The 18,707-nt window shown below is 35.6% G+C and carries 14 protein-coding genes and 2 tRNA genes; 9 read left to right on the top strand and 7 right to left on the bottom strand.

Going from position 1 to position 18,707, the window contains the following annotated elements; all coding sequences use genetic code 11:
* Nucleotides 1-98 precede the first annotated feature (98 nt).
* The 9 genes from L0669_RS10665 (at nucleotide 99) to L0669_RS10705 (ending at nucleotide 11,963) form a co-directional block, all read left to right on the top strand.
* Nucleotides 99-1,709 carry a sensor histidine kinase gene (locus L0669_RS10665; protein ID WP_263763345.1) on the top strand — a complete coding sequence of 537 codons (1,611 nt, stop codon included), beginning with the start codon at nucleotides 99-101 and terminating at the stop codon, nucleotides 1,707-1,709.
* 15 nt (nucleotides 1,710-1,724) lie between these two features.
* Nucleotides 1,725-3,674, top strand: a complete 1,950-nt coding sequence (locus L0669_RS10670; protein WP_263763347.1) for a sigma 54-interacting response regulator — start codon at nucleotides 1,725-1,727, stop codon at nucleotides 3,672-3,674.
* Between the two features lie 233 nt (nucleotides 3,675-3,907).
* On the top strand, nucleotides 3,908-4,696 hold the full coding sequence (locus L0669_RS10675) for an alpha/beta hydrolase (protein ID WP_263763349.1): 789 nt from the start codon (nucleotides 3,908-3,910) through the stop codon (nucleotides 4,694-4,696).
* Nucleotides 4,697-4,743: 47 nt separating this feature from the next.
* Nucleotides 4,744-5,763, top strand: coding sequence for an alpha/beta fold hydrolase (locus tag L0669_RS10680; RefSeq protein ID WP_263763351.1), 1,020 nt, complete (start codon nucleotides 4,744-4,746; stop codon nucleotides 5,761-5,763).
* An 8-nt stretch (nucleotides 5,764-5,771) separates the two neighbouring features.
* A complete protein-coding gene (locus tag L0669_RS10685) occupies nucleotides 5,772-7,535 on the top strand; it encodes an amidohydrolase (protein WP_263763353.1) in 1,764 nt (587 codons plus the stop codon).
* A 328-nt stretch (nucleotides 7,536-7,863) separates the two neighbouring features.
* A complete protein-coding gene (locus L0669_RS10690; RefSeq protein ID WP_263763355.1) occupies nucleotides 7,864-8,874 on the top strand; it encodes an MBL fold metallo-hydrolase in 1,011 nt (336 codons plus the stop codon).
* A gap of 37 nt (nucleotides 8,875-8,911) precedes the next feature.
* Entirely contained in the window at nucleotides 8,912-10,285 is a 1,374-nt protein-coding gene (locus L0669_RS10695; RefSeq protein WP_263763357.1) for an alginate export family protein, read from the top strand.
* A gap of 34 nt (nucleotides 10,286-10,319) precedes the next feature.
* On the top strand, nucleotides 10,320-10,820 hold the full coding sequence (locus L0669_RS10700; protein ID WP_263763359.1) for a nuclear transport factor 2 family protein: 501 nt from the start codon (nucleotides 10,320-10,322) through the stop codon (nucleotides 10,818-10,820).
* A 30-nt stretch (nucleotides 10,821-10,850) separates the two neighbouring features.
* Complete coding sequence (locus tag L0669_RS10705) at nucleotides 10,851-11,963, top strand: alkene reductase (RefSeq protein ID WP_263763361.1); 1,113 nt, start codon at nucleotides 10,851-10,853, stop codon at nucleotides 11,961-11,963.
* A 141-nt stretch (nucleotides 11,964-12,104) separates the two neighbouring features.
* Here the strand turns inward: L0669_RS10705 and L0669_RS10710 are convergent.
* From L0669_RS10710 to L0669_RS10740, 7 genes are all read right to left on the bottom strand, one after another.
* Nucleotides 12,105-12,189: transfer RNA gene (locus L0669_RS10710), tRNA-Ser, on the bottom strand.
* Nucleotides 12,190-12,335: 146 nt separating this feature from the next.
* A tRNA-Ser gene (locus tag L0669_RS10715) sits at nucleotides 12,336-12,420 on the bottom strand.
* A gap of 138 nt (nucleotides 12,421-12,558) precedes the next feature.
* Nucleotides 12,559-12,957 (bottom strand): acyl-CoA thioesterase, encoded by a 399-nt coding sequence (locus tag L0669_RS10720; protein ID WP_173970686.1) that lies wholly within the window; start codon nucleotides 12,955-12,957, stop codon nucleotides 12,559-12,561.
* Between the two features lies 1 nt (nucleotide 12,958).
* Nucleotides 12,959-14,092 (bottom strand): 3,4-dihydroxy-2-butanone-4-phosphate synthase, encoded by a 1,134-nt coding sequence (gene ribB / locus L0669_RS10725; protein ID WP_263763363.1) that lies wholly within the window; start codon nucleotides 14,090-14,092, stop codon nucleotides 12,959-12,961.
* Between the two features lie 2 nt (nucleotides 14,093-14,094).
* Nucleotides 14,095-15,549, bottom strand: a complete 1,455-nt coding sequence (locus tag L0669_RS10730) for an LptF/LptG family permease (RefSeq protein ID WP_263763365.1) — start codon at nucleotides 15,547-15,549, stop codon at nucleotides 14,095-14,097.
* A gap of 8 nt (nucleotides 15,550-15,557) precedes the next feature.
* Nucleotides 15,558-16,184 (bottom strand): LolA family protein, encoded by a 627-nt coding sequence (gene lolA1, locus L0669_RS10735; RefSeq protein WP_482168794.1) that lies wholly within the window; start codon nucleotides 16,182-16,184, stop codon nucleotides 15,558-15,560.
* Nucleotides 16,185-16,255: 71 nt separating this feature from the next.
* Nucleotides 16,256-18,703 carry a DNA translocase FtsK gene (locus tag L0669_RS10740; RefSeq protein ID WP_263763367.1) on the bottom strand — a complete coding sequence of 816 codons (2,448 nt, stop codon included), beginning with the start codon at nucleotides 18,701-18,703 and terminating at the stop codon, nucleotides 16,256-16,258.
* Nucleotides 18,704-18,707 lie beyond the last annotated feature (4 nt).

Below are 18,707 nucleotides of genomic sequence, written 5' to 3' on the forward strand. Positions count from 1 at the left end.
TTACCGACGATATTTCGTTGGTGATCAATTTTTTATTATTTTAAATTTAAATACATAATTATCAATACCTTCGTATAGCCAGTTTAATTCATATGAAGATGCTTTCTAACAACTACAGAATAGTTCTTTTTCTCCTTATATTATTTAAAAATGGAGATGCAAACGCAGTAGCTCCTGTTCTAAAACAAATTCAGGTTGAAACAGCAGAAACAACGCTGCCCACTTTAGAAAATAAATTGGACCAGAACCCGCCTTATACCGATCAGGAGGTAAAAAAAGCAGAAAAATTATTAAGCGGTTTAGAGGGAAATGTCGATAAAATTAAAATTTTACTCAAAGTAAGCGATTGGTATGAAGCTTCTTTTAATAATCCTGAAACATTAGAAAAAGCATTTGCGTATGCAGAGGAAGCCCTTCGTTTAAGCCGATACCTTCATTCTGATATTTATGCCGGAAAATGTTATCTGCAATTTTCAATGCTGCATCAGTTACGAAATAATAATGCGATGATAGAAGCCAGCGCCAAAAAAGCAATACAATTACTGGCAAATACAAATCAAACAGATGCATTAGGAGAATCCTGGGTCATGATCTGGTCGGCAAAAATGCGTACTCATGCACCAATAGAAGAACGACTGACTCCAATTTTTAAAGCAGCAGCTTTGTTCGAAAAATCCGGAAACAGTAAAAGAAGCGGTGACTGTTACAGAGAGATTAGTGAATTGTATTTTTCGATTTCAGATTTTAATAGCTCTTTAAATTTTCTAAAAAAAGCCATATCTTTTTATAAAGCAGCAAAGCTTAAAGATGATGATATATATCCCACTTCTTCCAGATTAAATATTATTTATGAGGCAGAAAAAAGGAACAGGGATATTATTAGGCTTAAAAACAAAACCCTTTTACAGCAAAGCAAACTTAAAAATGAGGTGTTTTTGCGTAATTCGATGGTGATTTTTGTGGTGCTTTTATTGATCATTCTTGGGCTGCTTTATAAAAGCTACAGATTTAAAAAGAAAACAAATAAAGTACTCGAAACCCAACAGGACGAAATCAATAAAAAAAATAATACGCTGCAAAATTTGGTAGTCGAAAAAGAATGGTTACTGCGGGAAATTCATCACAGGGTAAAAAATAACCTGCACATGGTAGTAGGTTTATTAGCAAGTCAGGTGGAGTTTTTAAAGAATGAAGAAGCCGTTCAGGCCATTAATAATAGTCAGAACAGGATTCAGGCCATGTCTTTAATTCATCAAAAATTATATCAGTCAGAAAGTTTATCGATTATAGATATGCCTTCGTATATTTTCGAATTGACAGAATATTTAAAAGATTCATTCGAAATTCGAAATACCATCAGAATTATTCTGGATATAGACAGTTTTAATCTGCCGTTGTCACATTCAATTCCCATTGGACTTATTTTCAACGAAGCCGTTACGAATGCCATCAAATATGCTTTTCCAAATCACGAAAATGCAATTATTACTATTTCGCTTAAAAAAATTGGCGATCAAAGTTACAGATTAATTATTCATGATAATGGTGTCGGGCTTCCAGCCGATTTTGACCCTTACAACAATCCTTCATTAGGTGTAAAATTAATGCATGGCCTGGCCGCTGATATTGAAGGAAAGTTTTTAATTACCAATCTAAACGGAACAAAAATAACTTTAGAGTTTACTTGTAACGAAAATAATCTCCATTAATATAATGCTATAATAATGTCGAAATCATTAAAAATTCTAATTGTTGAAGATCAGTTTGTCGAAGCAAATCATTTACGATTGATGCTGAAAAAAGCAGGGCATACTGTTACTGGCATGGCACGCTCTGTACCCGATGCCAAATATTATATTGCTCAGGAAAAACCGGAATTGGTTTTATTAGATATTTTTCTTTCGGGAAAAGAAACCGGTATTGACCTTGCCGAAATATTAAAAGAAGACAATATTCCGTTTATTTATCTTTCTGCAAATTCAAATGAACAAGTACTGAGTAAAGCAAAACTAACCCATCCGTACGGATTTTTGGTAAAACCTTTTAGAGAAAAAGATTTATTAGTAACAATCGAAATTGCCCAGTATCATCAGGAACATGGCATAGAATCCAGTATTAGAAAAGAGCTTTTGTTTCAGAAACAACTAAAAACAATAGTTACAAAAAGCGGCACCTGGGACGACAGGGTTCTTAATATCATTACTTCTTTGCAATCTCTTATTTCGTTTGATCTTGTAATGGCTGTTTTTTCGATGGATGATAAATTATCCAACAGAGTTTTAGGTTATGCCAGAACTGGTTTGCATGAATACCAAAAAATAGGCATTGAGGAATTGCAAAATATTACCGCCTTAAAAGAATCTGAAATAAATGAATTGCGCAATAAAAGTAAAGTAGAAACGGAAGCGACTTTCTATAACGATCAGGACTTTGTAAAAATATGCAACAAAACCCCAATCAAAAAAATGATTGCGAATTCGATGAATATGAAATCGAATCTAATGCTGCCGGTTCCTTTATCACTTCATCAAAACGGAGGACTTTATTTGTCTTTTTTTAGCCGACAACCTGATAATTACAACAAAAATCACCTTACATTATGTGACAGACTTAAGGAACCTTTAATTTATGCTATTGAAAATTTAGTAAATGCAGATAAAAAACTAGATCAGAAAATAAGTCCGGTTGAAAAATACAATACTTCAAAAAATGTAAAAATATCAGGTTTTGAATCTATTGTGGGTAAAAGTCCGATATTGCTAAAATTGTTCGATCATATTATGCAGGTCGCGCCAGCAGATACAACCGTTTTAATTACAGGCGAAAGCGGCACAGGAAAAGAAAGTATTGCTAATAGTATTAAGCAATTATCAGATCGAAAAAATCAGCCTTTTATAAAAATTAACTGTTCAGCGCTCCCTTCAAGTCTTATTGAATCGGAATTATTTGGCCATGAAAAAGGATCTTTTACAGGAGCGACAGAAAGACGAATTGGTAAATTTGAACAAGCTAATAACGGAACTTTATTTCTGGATGAAATAGGAGATATGCCTTTAGAAATGCAGGCTAAATTGCTTCGTGCTATTCAGGAAAAAGAAATTGAACGCGTTGGAGGAAATCTTCCTATAAAAGTAAATGTGCGAATCATTGCAGCGACCAATTGCAATCTGGAAAAAGAAGTTGCCGATGGCCGTTTTAGGCTTGATTTATATTACAGACTTAATGTTTTTCCAATTCAATTGCCGCCTTTACGAGAGCGAAAAGAAGATATTGGTCTTCTGGCGCGTCATTTTATTGCAGTCTATAGTGCTAAAACGGGGAAAAATGTAACCGAAATAGGCGAAGACGCTTTAAAAAGTCTGCTTTCTTACCAATGGCCCGGAAATATTCGGGAACTCGAAAATCTCATCGAAAGAAGTATTCTATTAGCAAAAACAGATACTATAGAACATATTCCGCTTCCGGCATTTGATGAAGTCAAAGTAAATAATAATTCTAACGAATGGTTCTTTAAAACGATTCAGGAAAATGAGCGGGAACATATTATTAATGTCTTAGAAAAATGCAACGGCAGAATCAGAGGCACAGGCGGAGCATCAGAAATATTGGGACTTCCACCAACTACATTGGCGTCGAGAATGCAAAAATTAGGCATAAAAAGAAGTCATTTTTAATGGTGAATTTTGAATGATAAATGGTGAATTTTTAGAGCATAATCTAACAATTCATAATTGACAATTGACAATCCACAATTAAAAAAACGATATTAAGTTGCTGTATTTTCGTTGTACGACGAAATATAGTTTGTTTAAAATCAATCAATTAAATATAATTCTTTGATTTTCAATTAGTTAATAGAAAGGTTCGGTTTTAGTTTACAGTTTGGCATAACATTAAAACATGAATTATGCTAACTGAAAACCCTACTACAATACTTTTTATTACCGGCGCCTTTGTCAGTAATAATTGTTGGGACGAATGGAAAGTCTTTTTTGAGAGCAAAGGATTTAAAACTCTGGCTCCGGCATGGCCATATAAAGACGCTCCGGCAACTGTTTTACGCGACCGTCATCCCGATGCGCAAATTGCCAGTTTGCGATTGGCTCATTTAATCGAATATTTTGAGGATATCGCCAAAAAACTTCCTCAAAAACCTATTATAATTGGCCATTCTATTGGCGGACTTACAGCGCAAATACTTTTACAGCGCAATTTGGCAGCAGTTGCCATTGCCATACATTCAGTTCCTCCTCAGGGAATTATGACCTTTAAATTTTCATTTTTAAAAGCCGGTTGGGGACCTCTTGGCTTTTTTACCTCCACAAAAAAAACATTCCTGATGAGTTTTAGTCAGTGGCAGTATGCATTTACAAACGGAATGCCGGAAGAATGGCAGGAAAAAGCCTATTGCGATGCTGTAATTCCGGAATCAAAATTAATTGTTCGCGATACCATAACATCTGTTGCAAAAGTAGATTTTCATGCGCCTCACAAACCATTACTGCTTATTGCCGGATCAACGGATCATACCATTCCGGAATCGCTCAATTATTCTAATTATAAAAAATACACCGATAAAAATTCGATCACAGACTTTAAGGTTTTTCCTGAAAGAAATCACTTTGTTTTAAATCAGCCTGGCTGGCAGGAGATTGCAGTTTATATACAAGAATGGTTGGCAAAATTGCCTGCTTGAAAATTTACATTAACCAAATTATTTAGTAACCAATTAAATTAAAAATTATGAAAACGAATGCATTAAAAACCGCTTTTTTAGACATTAAAAACAAAGCAATTCAGCTTTTAAGTTTTTGTCTTTTAGTACTGACTTTAATTTCCTGTAATAAAAAAACAGAAGAAACTCCTGTAACAGAAACAAAACCTGCGACATCAACTGAAACAGTTCAAACAGAACCTGCAAACCCACCTGAAAATTTTAAACATGCTATTGCAGAAGTAAACGGAATCAAAATTCATTACGTGATTGGCGGAAAAGGAGATCCGCTGGTGTTAGTACACGGATTTGGTCAAAACTGGTACATGTGGAATCGTTTATTGCCTGAATTATCCAAACATTTTACTGTAATCGCTCCTGATTTAAGAGGGGTGGGCGAATCGGATAAACCAGAAGGCGGTTACGACAAAAAGACAATGGCATCAGATATTCACGAACTGGTAAAAAAATTAGGCTATAATAATATCAATCTGGCAGGACACGATATCGGACTTATGGTGGCTTATGCCTATGCGGCACAATACGGAAGCGAAGTTAAAAAAATAGCCTTAATGGATGCCTTGCTTCCGGGCATAGAACCAGTTTGGTCTCAAGTTTCGGCTTCTGCATGGTGGTTTGGATTTTTTGCATGGCCAGCTTCAGGAGATATTGTGAGCGGGAAAGAAAAAGAGTTTTTAACGAGTTTTTGGCCAGTAGTAGGGCACGTGAAAGACCCTTTTACAGCTGAGGAAACGGCTGAATTTATCAGAGCCTATTCTGTTAAAGATGGTGCAAAATCAAGTTTTAAATGGTTTGGAGCTTTTCCACAAGACGGGAAAGACAATCTGGTTTTTGCAAAAACGAAACTTAAAATGCCATTATTGGCGATGGGAGGAGAATATTTTGCAGCAGCTTTCTTAAAAGACCATTCAAAATTAGTGGCAGAAAATGTGACCGAATCTAAAATTGCAGGATCAGGTCACTGGCTTGTTCAGGAAAATACAGCACAGGTACAAAAAGATTTACTTGCCTTTTTTCTGGCTAAATAACTAAAATCATGAAAAAACTACTGTTATCAGTATCACTTTTTGTTGGGCTTCTATCTCAGGCCCAGCAAAAAGCAGATCTGATTATCTACAACGGAAAAATTGCAACGATGCAGAAACAAGGAGAATTTGTTCAGGCAATTGCAATAAAAGACGGAATTATTCTGGATACCGGAACAGAGAAAAATATCGTTGCTGCATACAAATCTTCGGCAACAAAACTAATTGATGCCAAAGGAAAAACAGTAATTCCGGGACTTAATGACAGCCACATGCATGTTATTCGCGAAGGTTTAAATTATAATTCTGAATTGCGCTGGGATGGTGTGAAAACCTTAAAACGTGCCATGGAAATGCTGAAAGAACAAGCCGCAAGAACGCCGGATGGTGTTTGGATTAAAGTTATTGGAGGCTGGAACGAATTTCAGTTCGAAGAAAAAAGACAGCCTACAATTGATGAAATCAATGCAGCGGTTCCGGACAAACCTGTATTTATAACCTATTTGTACGGGAAAGCTTTCCTTAACAAAAAAGGAATTGAAGTTTTGGGTTATACGAAAGATACCAAATACGAAGGAAGTGTTTTAGAACAAGATGCCAGCGGCAATTTAACGGGTTTAATGTATGCCAAAGAAACGCCAAAAGCGATTTACATGACTTTGGGACTTACGACAAAACTAAATCCCGAAGAACGTCTGAACAGTTCTATACAGTTCAATCACGAACTCAATCGCTTCGGACTTACGAGTATCATTGATGCCGCAGGCGGAAGCCAAAACTTTCCGGCAGATTATGTTACGTCGCTCGAATTGGCCAAGCAAAATAAACTAAGCCTTAGAATTTCTTATTATCTATTTGCACAGCAAAAAGGAAGGGAATTACAAGATTACGAGAAATGGGTGGCAGAAACTCAAATCAATAAAAACGATAATCTGATGGTGGCCAATGGTTATATAGAAGAAGGCGCAGGAGAAAATATAGTAGCTTCTGCAGCCGATTTTGAAAATTTTCTGGAACCCAGAATTGTATTGTCTGATGAAATGGAAAAAGATCTGGAACCCATTATTCGATTATTGGCTAAAAACAAATGGCCTTTCAGACTTCATGCCACGTATGGCGAATCTATTGACAGAATGCTGAATGTTTTTGAAAAAGTAAATAAAGAAATTCCGTTCAACGGATTACGATGGTTTTTCGATCATGCGGAAACTATTACAACGCCAGAACTAGAACGCGTTAAAAAACTAGGCGGAGGTATTGCAGTGCAGTTTAGAATGTATTACCAAGGCGAATTGTACAACAAAATGTACGGCGCGCCAAAAACACAATTGCCTCCAATAAAAAAAATGCTTGAACTCGATATTCCGGTTGGAGCAGGAACAGACGCGACCAGAATTTCAACCTATAATCCCTGGATGTCGTTGCATTGGTTGCTAACAGGAAAAACAATTGGTGGCATGCAGTTCTGGCCTAAAGAACAGATTTTAGACAAATTTACTGCTTTGCAATTGTACACTTCCGGAAGTGCCTGGTTTTCTGGTGAAGAAAAAGACAAAGGAAAATTAGTAAAAGGAATGTATGCGGATCTCGCCATTTTATCCGACGATTATTTTTCGCTTAAAGCGGATGATGTTCGAAAAATCGAATCGGTTTTAACGGTTGTTAATGGTAGAATTGTTTACGCTTCCGCGGAATATAAAGCATTGAATCCGGAGATTCCTGCTGTAATTCCGGATTGGTCTCCGGTGAAACATTTTGGAGGTTATCAGAGGTAACAATTGCAAAAAACAATTTCAAAATTCAATGTCAATTTGAATAAATAACCAAATAGCAATTATCATATAAAAATTGAGATTGAGAATTAAAGGACTGTCATTGCTATTGTAATTGATTTTTGACATTGCCATTGTAATTGCCATTGATTTTTGATATTGAAAAAATGACAACTAAAAAAGCAATTTGTTTCTCTCTAGCCCTGATCGCAGTGATATCCTTTGCTTTTTTTCTTTAAAAAAGGAAAGATATAACGGAGAGCAGGAACTATGTTTCTAAAAATGCCCGATGCTTTTGCTTCTAAAAAAAATGACACTAAAAAAAACAACCATGAAAAAGATAAATCTTATTTTAATGATAGTACTTATGCTGCTTTTAGTACAACATACGTATGCACAAATGCCAATGCCGCCCGAAGTTCCTATTTGGGATGCGAATAAAGTAACGCTAAAACTGCATAAAATTTCCGACAATGTTTATGCCGTTTCGCCATCAACAACCGAAACAGAAACTACCAAAGGGATTCCGCAAGCAACTTCTGCGGGGTTTATTGTGGGCGACAAAGGAGTTTTGTTAATAGAAACGATGCTGAGTAAAAGATTATACGACCAACTGTACAAATTGATTCGGTCTGTAACTCCAAAACCTATTGTTTATGCAATAAATACGAGTGATCATGGCGATCATTGTTTTGGAAATTATTTGCTTCCAAAAGAAACGATTCTAATTCAAAACGAGTTCTGCAAAGAAAATCTGGCTAAGAATTACGACGGAATTAAACAATTTATGATCATGCTTTTTGGAAAAGACCGTGGGATTGAGCAAAGTGTATATCGTCCCGCGGATCTTACAATTGCCGTAAACCAAAGTCTTAAAATAGATTTGGGTGGCGGGAAAATTGTAGAAATCATTAATGTGGGTACGGCACAATCTCCGGCAGATTTGTTTGTCTTTCTTAGGGATTCAGGCAAAAATGTGTTGTGGGCAGGAAATCCTTTTATTGCAGAAAGTCCGGCGATTCCGTGGTTGTTTGATGGTTACTTTTTAGAGCCGGTTAATAACCTGAATAAAATTTATAACATGATAGGCGATAAGGATATTGTGGTTCCCGGACATGGCCGAATTACGAATAAAGCAGGTATAAAATATACGATAGATTATGTTGAGGCTTTAAAAACAAATGTCGAAAATGCTGTTAAAAAAGGACTGACTTTAGAGGAAACAAAAGCTTCGGTAACGATGAAAGAATATGATAAAGGATATGAACTTTTTAATTGGCTTCATTTTAATTTTAATGTTCCCAATGCGTATAAAGACATCAAACAAAATAGTGCTAAATAATAGTGCCGGAAGGCTAATAACAATTAAAATTAGCATTATGAAAAATTGGACTTTATTGCTGGTTTTACTGATTTCACTGGGCTGTTTTGGTCAGCGGTATCCTGATTTTAAATCATTGCGATACGATGAGAATTATAGTTTTTTGAAAAATGATACTGTAAAAAATGACTGGTACAAGACGATGAAATTTTTGCCGCTTTCTTCTTCTCAAAAATATTATATCAGTTTTGGAGGAAACATCCGTTACCAATATTTCTATGCTAAAAATGAAAATTGGGGAGACGGACCGCAAGATAATGACGGTTATATTTTATCGCGCTTTTTATTGCATGCCGATTTTCATGCCGGAAAATTTTTCCGTGCGTTTGTACAAACTCAAAGCAGTCTGGCAGATGGAAGAATCGATCCGAGTCCTGTAGATCAGGATCCGCTTGAAGTGCATCAGGCTTTCGCCGATTTTAATTTCGTAAATGAAAAAAGTAAAAAGTTTATTCTAAGAGCCGGAAGGCAAGAACTGACTTATGGATCACAGCGTTTGGTAGCCGTGAGAGATGGCCCAAATAACCGACAATCTTTTGACGGAGTTAAATTGATGACTGCAAAAGATAATATTTCGGGTGATTTTTTCTACAGCTATTTTGTAGTGGCACGCGACGGTATTTTTGATGATCATTCGAGTAAAGACAGGCAATTATGGGGAAGTTATTTTGTAATTAATAAAGTTCCGGTGATTAAAAATATCGACGTTTATTATTTAGGTTATAAAAGGACCAAAGCTTCGTTTAATGATGGCGCAGGAAAAGAAACACGACATTCTGTAGGTACAAGAATTTGGGAGAAATCAGAAAACTGGCGTTATGATGGCGAAGCAGTATATCAGTTTGGGGATTTTGCTTCAAAAAACATTAGTGCCTGGACGGCTTCAATTAATGCCGGATATCGTTTTAATGAAGTGAAATTTCATCCTGAATTAAGTTTTAAAGCCGAAGCAATAAGCGGAGACAAAGAAGTTGGAGATAACGGATTACAGACTTTTAATCCGCTTTTCCCTCGAGGCGCTTATTTTGGTTTGGCTTCAGTAATTGGTCCGGCGAACCTTATTGATTTTCATCCGTCGATAAGTTTACAATTAAGTAAAAGTGTTGATTGGGTTATTGATTATGATATGTTTTGGAGATACAGCAGCAACGATGGAATTTATGCTCCAAATACGATTTTGATTTATCCGGGCGATACCACAACGGCAAAGAAAATTGGAAATCAACTCGAATCAGAAATCACTTGGCAGCCTAATCCATATTTATATTTTCGTCTTGAAGGTACGTGGTTTAATGCGGGAGAATACATAAAAGCATCCGGAACGGGAAAAGATATCTTTTTCGCCGGAATTACAATGCAGCTTAATTTTTAAGTGCATTACATGAAATAATTTAAAACAGTTAATCATGGAAAAATTCCAAATACAATCAAAAAGAAAAACCGTGAGACTAACAGCATTATTGTTATTAATTACTTTTTCGATACAGGCACAAGTCTATTCAGAAGATGAACTTAAAACCAAACAAACGGCAGACAAATTCTTTGAATATATTGGAGCCAAAAATCCGGAAAAAATAGCCTCAATGGTTTCAGAAAATGTTGACTGGTATATTTTTGAATCTAAATATATGCCCTGGACGGGACATCGCTCTAAACGGGAAGAGGTTGCGGCACTTTTTAAAACTTTGTTCAGCTATTTTATTGACGGAAGAGAAAAACTCGAAGTGCAATCTTTTTTATTGCGTGGTAATGAAGTAGCCGTTTTTGGAACCATAGAAAGAACAGTTAAGAAAACAGGGAAACATTTTAAAATGCCGTTAGCGATCCATATAACAGTAGAAAATAATCTTATTAGCAAATTTTCATTGTATGAAGAAACCTTGATTCTTGAAAAGGCTTTTAAGTGATTATCAGTTAATTTTTAAATAGAAATCAAAATGAAGTATCAGCAATTATTTCAGGAATATAAATTAAACGGAACTCAGTTGAAGAACCGTTTTTTAATGGCGCCAATGACACGTTCAAGAGCTTCTCAGCCAGGCGACATCCCCAATACGTTAATGGCAGAATATTACGCTCAGCGAAGTACAGCCGGTATTATAATAACAGAAGCAACTCAGGTTTCCTTGCAGGGAAAAGGTTATGCAAATACTCCGGGAATTTACAGCAAAGAACAAATTGAAGGCTGGAAACTAATAACAGATGCAGTGCATAAAAACGGAAGTAAAATATTTTTGCAGCTGTGGCACGTGGGTAGAGTAAGCAGCTCAAAGGTCAACGGATTACAACCTATTGCGCCTTCTGCATTAATCGCCCAAAATACGAGTGTTTATATTTTTGATGGAGCTCTTAATGGAGACGCGACTTTTGTTCCGGTAGAAGAACCGAGAGAAATGAATGCAGCAGATATAAAAACGGTAATTGAAGAATTTGTACAAGGAGCGAGAAATGCCATTGAAGCCGGTTTTGACGGTGTCGAAATTCACGGTGCAAATGGTTATCTGATTGATCAGTTTTTAAGAAGCAATAGTAATAAAAGAAGTGATGAATATGGAGGAACAAAAGAAAATAGAATTCGTTTACTAATTGAAATTTCAAAAGCAGTAGCCGATGCCATCGGAAAAGGAAAAACAGGAATAAGATTATCGCCTTTTATCAGTTTTAAGGATATGAATGATCCTGAAATTTTAGAAACCATAATGCTCGCAGCAGCTGAATTAAATAAACTGGATGTTGCTTATATTCATCTTTGCGAGGCTGATTGGGATGATGCGCCTCAAATTCCAATTGATTTTAGAATTAAACTCAGAGATACATTTAAAAATGCCATCATCGCTACAGGTAATAAAACGCCCGACGAAGGTGAAAAATTACTACAGGATCATTTAGTTGATTTAATTGGCTTTGGAAGAAAGTTTTTAACTAACCCGGATTATCCGGCGAGAGTACAACAAAATTTGATTTTAAATGAAATTTCAGATAATCACACTTTATTTGGCGGAGGCAAAGCGAGGGGGTATACAGATTATCCTTTTTTTGAAGCAAATTGAAATTTGGGGTGATTTTTTTTAATCAACTTTAGATCTCTATTTGATGTAAAGAATTTACTTTTTTCAGTCTTATTAATTCAATTTGAGAATTGTATATAAAAAAGAAAAACCCTTAACAAAAGTTAAGGGTTTCGAGTTTCGCGGAGAAAGAGGGATTCGAACCCCCGGACCTGTTACAGTCAACAGTTTTCAAGACTGCCGCATTCGACCGCTCTGCCATTTCTCCAGTATGTGTTGCGATCATTTGCTGATTGCGAGTGCAAATATAAGACGCTTTTTCGGTTCTCAAAACTTTTTTTGAAACTATTTTACAAAGAAAATAATAATATAAAAAAAGAAACCCTTAACAAAAGTTAAGGGTTTCAAATTCAGCGGAGAAAGAGGGATTCGAACCCCCGGACCTGTTACAGTCAACAGTTTTCAAGACTGCCGCATTCGACCGCTCTGCCATTTCTCCAGTATGTCGCTATCATTTTGTGATTGCGAGTGCAAATATAGTGCGCTTTTTCGATTATAAAAACTTTTTTAGCGCTTTTTTTAACTTAATTTTTAAGTATCTAATTATCAGTATTCCCGAAAATCATTTTTTTTAAAATTAATCTAAATCGTCTAAAATTGGCGTCGGTTTTTTGTTTTCATCCACTGCAACAAACGAAAAAGTTCCTGAAACTACCGTTTCGCGAAGCTCGGAATACATCTGTTCCATGAAAATATCGACATGAATTTTACAGCTCGTTCTTCCAACGCTATCAACTTTTGCAACTAATTCGATTAAAGTTCCGGCTGGAATTGCTTTTTTAAAGTCAATTTGGCCAGTTGATATGGTAACCACTTTTTTACGGCTAAAACGCGTGGCACAAATAAAAGCCACTTCATCCATAAGATGAAGCGCAGTTCCGCCAAATAAAGTGTCATAATGGTTTGTTGTGCTCGGAAAAACGGCTTTGAATATATGCGTCTCTGATTTTTTAATTCTTTCTTCTAAAGTTCCCATATTAATAACTTACGTATTCTGTAATTTCAAGTCCGTATCCAATCATTCCGACACGCTTAGTTTGCTCTGTGTTTGATACCAGTCTAATTTTAGAAATATCGATATCATGCAAAATTTGAGCCCCAATTCCGTAATCCTTACTATCAATGATTACTTTTGGCGCTTTCATTGTTCCCTGAGCCTGTAGTGCTTTAAGTTCAGAGATACGGCTTAGCAAGTTTACCGCCTGCATGTCCTGATTGATGAAAATTACAGCACCTTTTCCGTTTTCATTGATAACTTTAAACATGCCGTCTAATTGTTGTTCAGCATTGTTGGTTAAAGTTCCCAATAAATCGTTATTTACCTGAGAAGAGTGGATTCTTGTTAAGATAGATTCTCCAAGATTCCAGGTTCCTTTTGTTAAAGCAATATGAATTTGTTTATTCGTAGTTTGTTCGTAAGCTCTTAGTCTAAAAGTTCCAAAACGGGTTTCGATATCAAAATCTTCTTTTTTAACGATAAGGCTATCGTGTTGCATTCTGTAAGCTACTAAATCTTCAATCGAAACTAATTTTAAATTAAATTTCTTAGCCACTTTTACCAATTCAGGCAAGCGTGACATTGTTCCGTCTTCATTTAGAATTTCGCAAATTACACCAGCCGATTTAAATCCGGCTAATCTGGCAAAATCAATTGCAGCTTCTGTATGACCAGTTCTTCTTAATACACCACCTTGTTTTGCTACCAAAGGAAAGATATGTCCCGGTCTTGCTAATTCGTGTGGTTTTACATTAGGATCTGTTAATGCTAATACTGTTTTAGATCTGTCAGCAGCAGAAATTCCGGTTGTTACTCCATGTCCTTTCAAATCTACCGAAACTGTAAAAGCAGTTTCCATATGATCTGTATTATTGGTAACCATTGGTCTTAAATCTAATTCTTTACAACGGCTTTCAGTTAGTGGAGCGCAAATTAATCCACGTCCGTGAGTAGCCATAAAATTGATCATTTCCGGTGTTACTTTTTCGGCTGCAGCCAAAAAATCACCTTCATTTTCACGATCTTCATCATCGACTACAATGATTACTTTACCTTGACGAATATCTTCTATAGCTTCTTCAATGGTATTCAGTTGTATTTTTGTTGTTGACATAATTATTTTTGATTTTGAGCAGGAAAGAACCGCTCGGAAATTTTTTGGAATAGTTGTGAAATTGGAGTAGTAATCGCATCAAAATTGATTAATCCGTTGTCGTTTGTAGCACGATACGTTAATAAAATAGCCAATGGCGATAATACAAAAGAAGACATCCATGAGCCCATAAACGGAGACATTCCGCCTTCTTGCGAAAGCCTTTTACCAAAAGTATTGATAAAGTGAAAAGTAATAAAAATTAAAACCGCGAAAACAATTGGTAAACCAAGTCCTCCTTTTCTAATAATAGCACCTAATGGAGCTCCAATAAAAAACATTAAAAAACACGCAAAAGCGATAACAAACTTTTCGTATAAAGCTGTTAAGTGTTTATTGATGTCGCGTTGTTTATCTTTTAGATCTTTTTGAGTAGTTTCAATCGAGTAGATGTTGCTGGTAACATTACTACTGGCCATCTTTAATATATCTGATTTTTGTTTCGTAGTATATAAAGATAAAGGATTGTTGGGTAATGGCTTTTTCTTTTTATCTGCTTTTACTGCAATTGGTGCTTTTCTAATTCCAACACGCTGATTGATGTTTTCTGAAAAAGAAACAATTTCATTGTCCAGATTTTTATTCAAAGAATCCAGAGTATAACGCAATTCGTTTACATTTAGCATTGCGTTGGTACTACCAACACTTTCTTTGTCTTCGTCGACTTTGTTTAATTCAGATAAATCAATATTAATGACCTGTTTTTTAAAAGCTGCTTTTACAAAAGGCAACTTCGCACGATCTTCATATTTTGTAGGCGTGACATCCTGATAATAATAACCATCGTTTAAAACCAGTTTTAAGATACTTGATTTTTCGCTACTGATTAATTTCCCATCTTTTGCCTTAATAACGGTTTTGTTTTCGCCAACATTATTAGGTTTTTCGTGAATGGTAACACCAGTTAAGATATTCCCGTTTTCTCCTGATTTCTTATTAACTTTTATGTTGTAAAAACCAACATCGCTAAATTGACCTTCGGCAATAGCCATTGCAGGCTTTGCCTGAGCGATGTTTTTTCTGAAATTCATGAATTTATATTCAGCATACGGAATCACGTTATTGGCAAACCAAAACGCGACGATGCTTAAAACAAAAATAAAGACAATTAAACCTCTCATCGCTCTTTGAAGCGATATCCCTGAAGATTTCATAGCCGCAAATTCGTAGTTTTCGGCTAAGTTTCCGAAAGTCATAATCGAAGCCAACAAAACCGATAGTGGTAAAACCAGCGGAATGATGCGGGGCATCGAGAATAAAAGGAATTTTACAACCAGAATTAAATCCAGATCTTTTCCTGCGAGCTCAGATATAAAGAGCCAGACAGTTTGAAGTATGAATATAAAAAAAAGGATTACAAATACCGTAGTAAATGTAATCAGGAATGTTTTTAGTAAGTATTTGTCTAAAATTTTCAACCTTGTAATTAATCTAATTTGTTGATGTAGTATTTTGGATATTTGCTCGCTACAAATGTAAATTGATTTTTTGATAAAGGCTGATTGGTTTTAAAAGAATTAACGGTTAAAGTGGTTTTTGTTCCATTTTTACCAGTTTCAATTAAATTATAGATGTGTTTTGTCTGAACATCAATACCTAAAAGGATTTCTTTTCTTTGATCTTTTGCGCTTGTAGGAGCTAATTTTATGTATTGAATTTTTCTTCCTTTTACGTTTTGTACAATATCCATGTTGTATTTGTATCCGGAATTAAAAAACGTAAGCATTTTTGAAGGCGTAATTGCAGCGTCATCTTTTTCGTTTACTTTAGAAACGGTAACTTCTTCGTCTTCAGGAACAATTGTATATGTTTTTTGACCATCAAAAATTTTAGTAACACCCATAAAATTCAATACATATTGATTGCCTTTCATGGTTACGTTTCCTTTACTGTCCTGATTGATGTTTTCTTTGGCGTTATTCAAAGAATATTTAAAATCAATAACAATATTGTCGTAACTCTTTATTTTAGCAGTTACTTCGTTCAATAAATCTTTGGCTTTTTTATCCTGAGCCTGAATAGAAGTGAAACTCAAAAGCAAAATAGCTGCCATTTGAAAGCACTTTTTCGTCATCTTAGTAATAGAATTGTTTTGGATTTCCTGAATTTTTGTTCTCATGGGGATTAATTTTGTTCATTATTAAAAAATTGATCAAGAGCACTTAAGTCAGATATGTTTACACTTCTTGCTTTACTGCCTTCAAATGGTCCAACAATTCCAGCTGCTTCCAGCTGATCGATCAAACGACCGGCCCTGTTGTAACCTAATTTTAATTTTCTTTGCAATAATGAAGCCGAACCTTGTTGTGCATTGACAATAATCTCAGCAGCTTCTCTAAATAAGGTGTCTCTTTCGGAAATATCCATATCAAGATTAATGCCAGTTTCTTCTCCAACAAACTCCGGAAGCAAATAAGCTGTGGCATATGCTTTTTGAGAACCAATAAAATCCGTAATTTTTTCTACCTCAGGTGTGTCGATAAATGCACATTGTACACGAACCACATCATTTCCGTTAGTATATAATAAATCCCCACGACCAATTAACTGATCGGCTCCCTGAGTGTCAAGAATCGTTCTCGAGTCAATTTTTGATGTTACTCTAAAAGCAATTCTGGCAGGGAAATTCGCCTTAATCAAACCTGTAATAACGTTTACAGACGGTCTTTGAGTGGCAATAATTAAATGAATACCAATAGCACGCGCCAATTGAGCTAGACGGGCAATAGGAATTTCGACTTCTTTTCCGGCAGTCATAATCAAATCGGCAAACTCATCGACAACCAATATGATATAAGGTAAGAATCTGTGTCCGGCCTCAGGATTTAATTTTCTTGCTCTGAATTTCTCGTTGTATTCCTTAATATTACGAACCATTGCATCTTTCAGTAATGAATAACGATTATCCATTTCAACACAAAGTGAGTTTAATGTATTCACCACTTTTGCATTGTCGGTAATAATAGCGTCGTCTGTATCTGGAAGTTTGGCTAGATAATGTCTTTCAATTTTATTGAATAATGTAAGTTCTACTTTTTTAGGATCAACCAAAACGAATTTTACTTCGGCTGGATGTTTTTTGTATAAAAGTGAAGTTAAAACAGCATTCAATCCAACAGATTTTCCTTGTCCTGTAGCTCCGGCCATCAATAAGTGAGGCATTTTGGCTAAGTCGACAACGAATGTTTCGTTCGAAATTGTTTTTCCTAAAGCAATTGGCAACTCCATTTCGGCTTCCTGGAACTTAGCAGAACCAATAACGCTTTTCATCGAAACCATTGTAGGGTTCTTGTTTGGAACCTCGATACCAATGGTTCCTTTTCCTGGAATTGGCGCGATAATACGAATTCCTAATGCCGAAAGAGACAAGGCAATATCATCCTCTAAACTCTTAATTTTAGAGATTCTAATACCTGCTTCCGGAACGATTTCGTATAAAGTTACAGATGGACCAACGGTTGCTTTAATCTGGGCAATTTCTATTTTGTAGTTACGAAGTGTATCTACAATTTTGTTTTTATTTTCTTCTAATTCTTCCTGATTGATCGTAATTCCTCCGGTCGAGTATTCTTTTAATAAATCGATGGTTGGGAATTTATAATTCGATAAATCCAAAGTAGGATCGAATAAACCAAAATCAGCCACAAGGCGAGAGGCCAGATTTTCTTCGATAATATCTTCTTCTTCAGCTTTTTCGATCACAAACTCTTCCGTGTGCACGACAGGGGCAACGGTTGCTGGTTTTATATCCATTTGAACTGGTTTTACAACCGGATTCAAATCAATTTCAGATGAATGATTGATGGTAGGCTTTAATGCTTCTTTGTTGATTTCGAATTGGGTATCATTAGATTTTAAGTGAATATTATCTAATTCAGGATCTTCCTCAATTGCAAATTCTTCAAGATTATAAGCGCTTTCTGCTTGTTGTGGTTTTAGAGAACCCAATTCTGATTTGAATTCTTTTTTAGTAGAATCAAAATAAGATTGAATTTTCTCCGGAGATAATTTAATTTTAAAAATCAGATAAATGATTAATCCAAAAAGCAGGGTTAGTAAAGTACCTGTTTTTCCGATGTAATCCTGAAGGAATAAATTAAGTTCATATCCAATTGTTCCGCCCAATTCAGGTGCTGAAGTGGCGAAAAATCCAAATAGGACCGAAACAATAATAATGGCAAATAAATCCCAGAACCAAATACCTTTTAGCTTTTTGGTCGAAAGTTCTAATGCTAAAAACATTCCTGTTAAGAAAAAAAGGCGCACTAATATAAAAGATGCAATTCCGAAACCTTTATATACGATGAGATCGGCAAGAAAGGCCCCGAATTTTCCGAGCCAGTTTTGTACTACTTCAGAGCGATCGCCAAGCTGGCTTACCGCACTTTGGTCTGTTTGCCATTGCCCATTTACATAAAAAGAAATAAATGCAACTAATAATGCGATAGAAAATAGTACCAAAAGGCAACCCAAAACAAAACGTTGTTGTTTGTTGGGTCTCCAGGACTTTAGAGTCTCAGTTTTTGGTGCGTTTTTTTTGTCTACAGTTTCCTTTTTCGTTGTTTTTGCCATTCTT

Origin of the sequence: Flavobacterium bizetiae (assembly GCF_024271895.1) — a bacterium.
Lineage (GTDB): Bacteria > Bacteroidota > Bacteroidia > Flavobacteriales > Flavobacteriaceae > Flavobacterium > Flavobacterium bizetiae.

Excerpts from the sequence above, each read along its gene's own strand:
- L0669_RS10665 (WP_263763345.1), top strand. The coding sequence starts at position 99 with ATGCTTTCTAACAACTACAGAATAGTTCTTTTTCTCCTTATATTATTT.
- L0669_RS10670 (WP_263763347.1), top strand. The coding sequence starts at position 1,725 with ATGTCGAAATCATTAAAAATTCTAATTGTTGAAGATCAGTTTGTCGAA.
- L0669_RS10675 (WP_263763349.1), top strand. The coding sequence starts at position 3,908 with ATGCTAACTGAAAACCCTACTACAATACTTTTTATTACCGGCGCCTTT.
- L0669_RS10680 (WP_263763351.1), top strand. The coding sequence starts at position 4,744 with ATGAAAACGAATGCATTAAAAACCGCTTTTTTAGACATTAAAAACAAA.
- L0669_RS10685 (WP_263763353.1), top strand. The coding sequence starts at position 5,772 with ATGAAAAAACTACTGTTATCAGTATCACTTTTTGTTGGGCTTCTATCT.
- L0669_RS10690 (WP_263763355.1), top strand. The coding sequence starts at position 7,864 with ATGAAAAAGATAAATCTTATTTTAATGATAGTACTTATGCTGCTTTTA.
- L0669_RS10695 (WP_263763357.1), top strand. The coding sequence starts at position 8,912 with ATGAAAAATTGGACTTTATTGCTGGTTTTACTGATTTCACTGGGCTGT.
- L0669_RS10700 (WP_263763359.1), top strand. The coding sequence starts at position 10,320 with ATGGAAAAATTCCAAATACAATCAAAAAGAAAAACCGTGAGACTAACA.
- L0669_RS10705 (WP_263763361.1), top strand. The coding sequence starts at position 10,851 with ATGAAGTATCAGCAATTATTTCAGGAATATAAATTAAACGGAACTCAG.
- L0669_RS10720 (WP_173970686.1), bottom strand. The coding sequence starts at position 12,957 with ATGGGAACTTTAGAAGAAAGAATTAAAAAATCAGAGACGCATATATTC.
- ribB (WP_263763363.1), bottom strand. The coding sequence starts at position 14,092 with ATGTCAACAACAAAAATACAACTGAATACCATTGAAGAAGCTATAGAA.
- lolA1 (WP_482168794.1), bottom strand. The coding sequence starts at position 16,184 with ATGGCAGCTATTTTGCTTTTGAGTTTCACTTCTATTCAGGCTCAGGAT.
- L0669_RS10740 (WP_263763367.1), bottom strand. The coding sequence starts at position 18,703 with ATGGCAAAAACAACGAAAAAGGAAACTGTAGACAAAAAAAACGCACCA.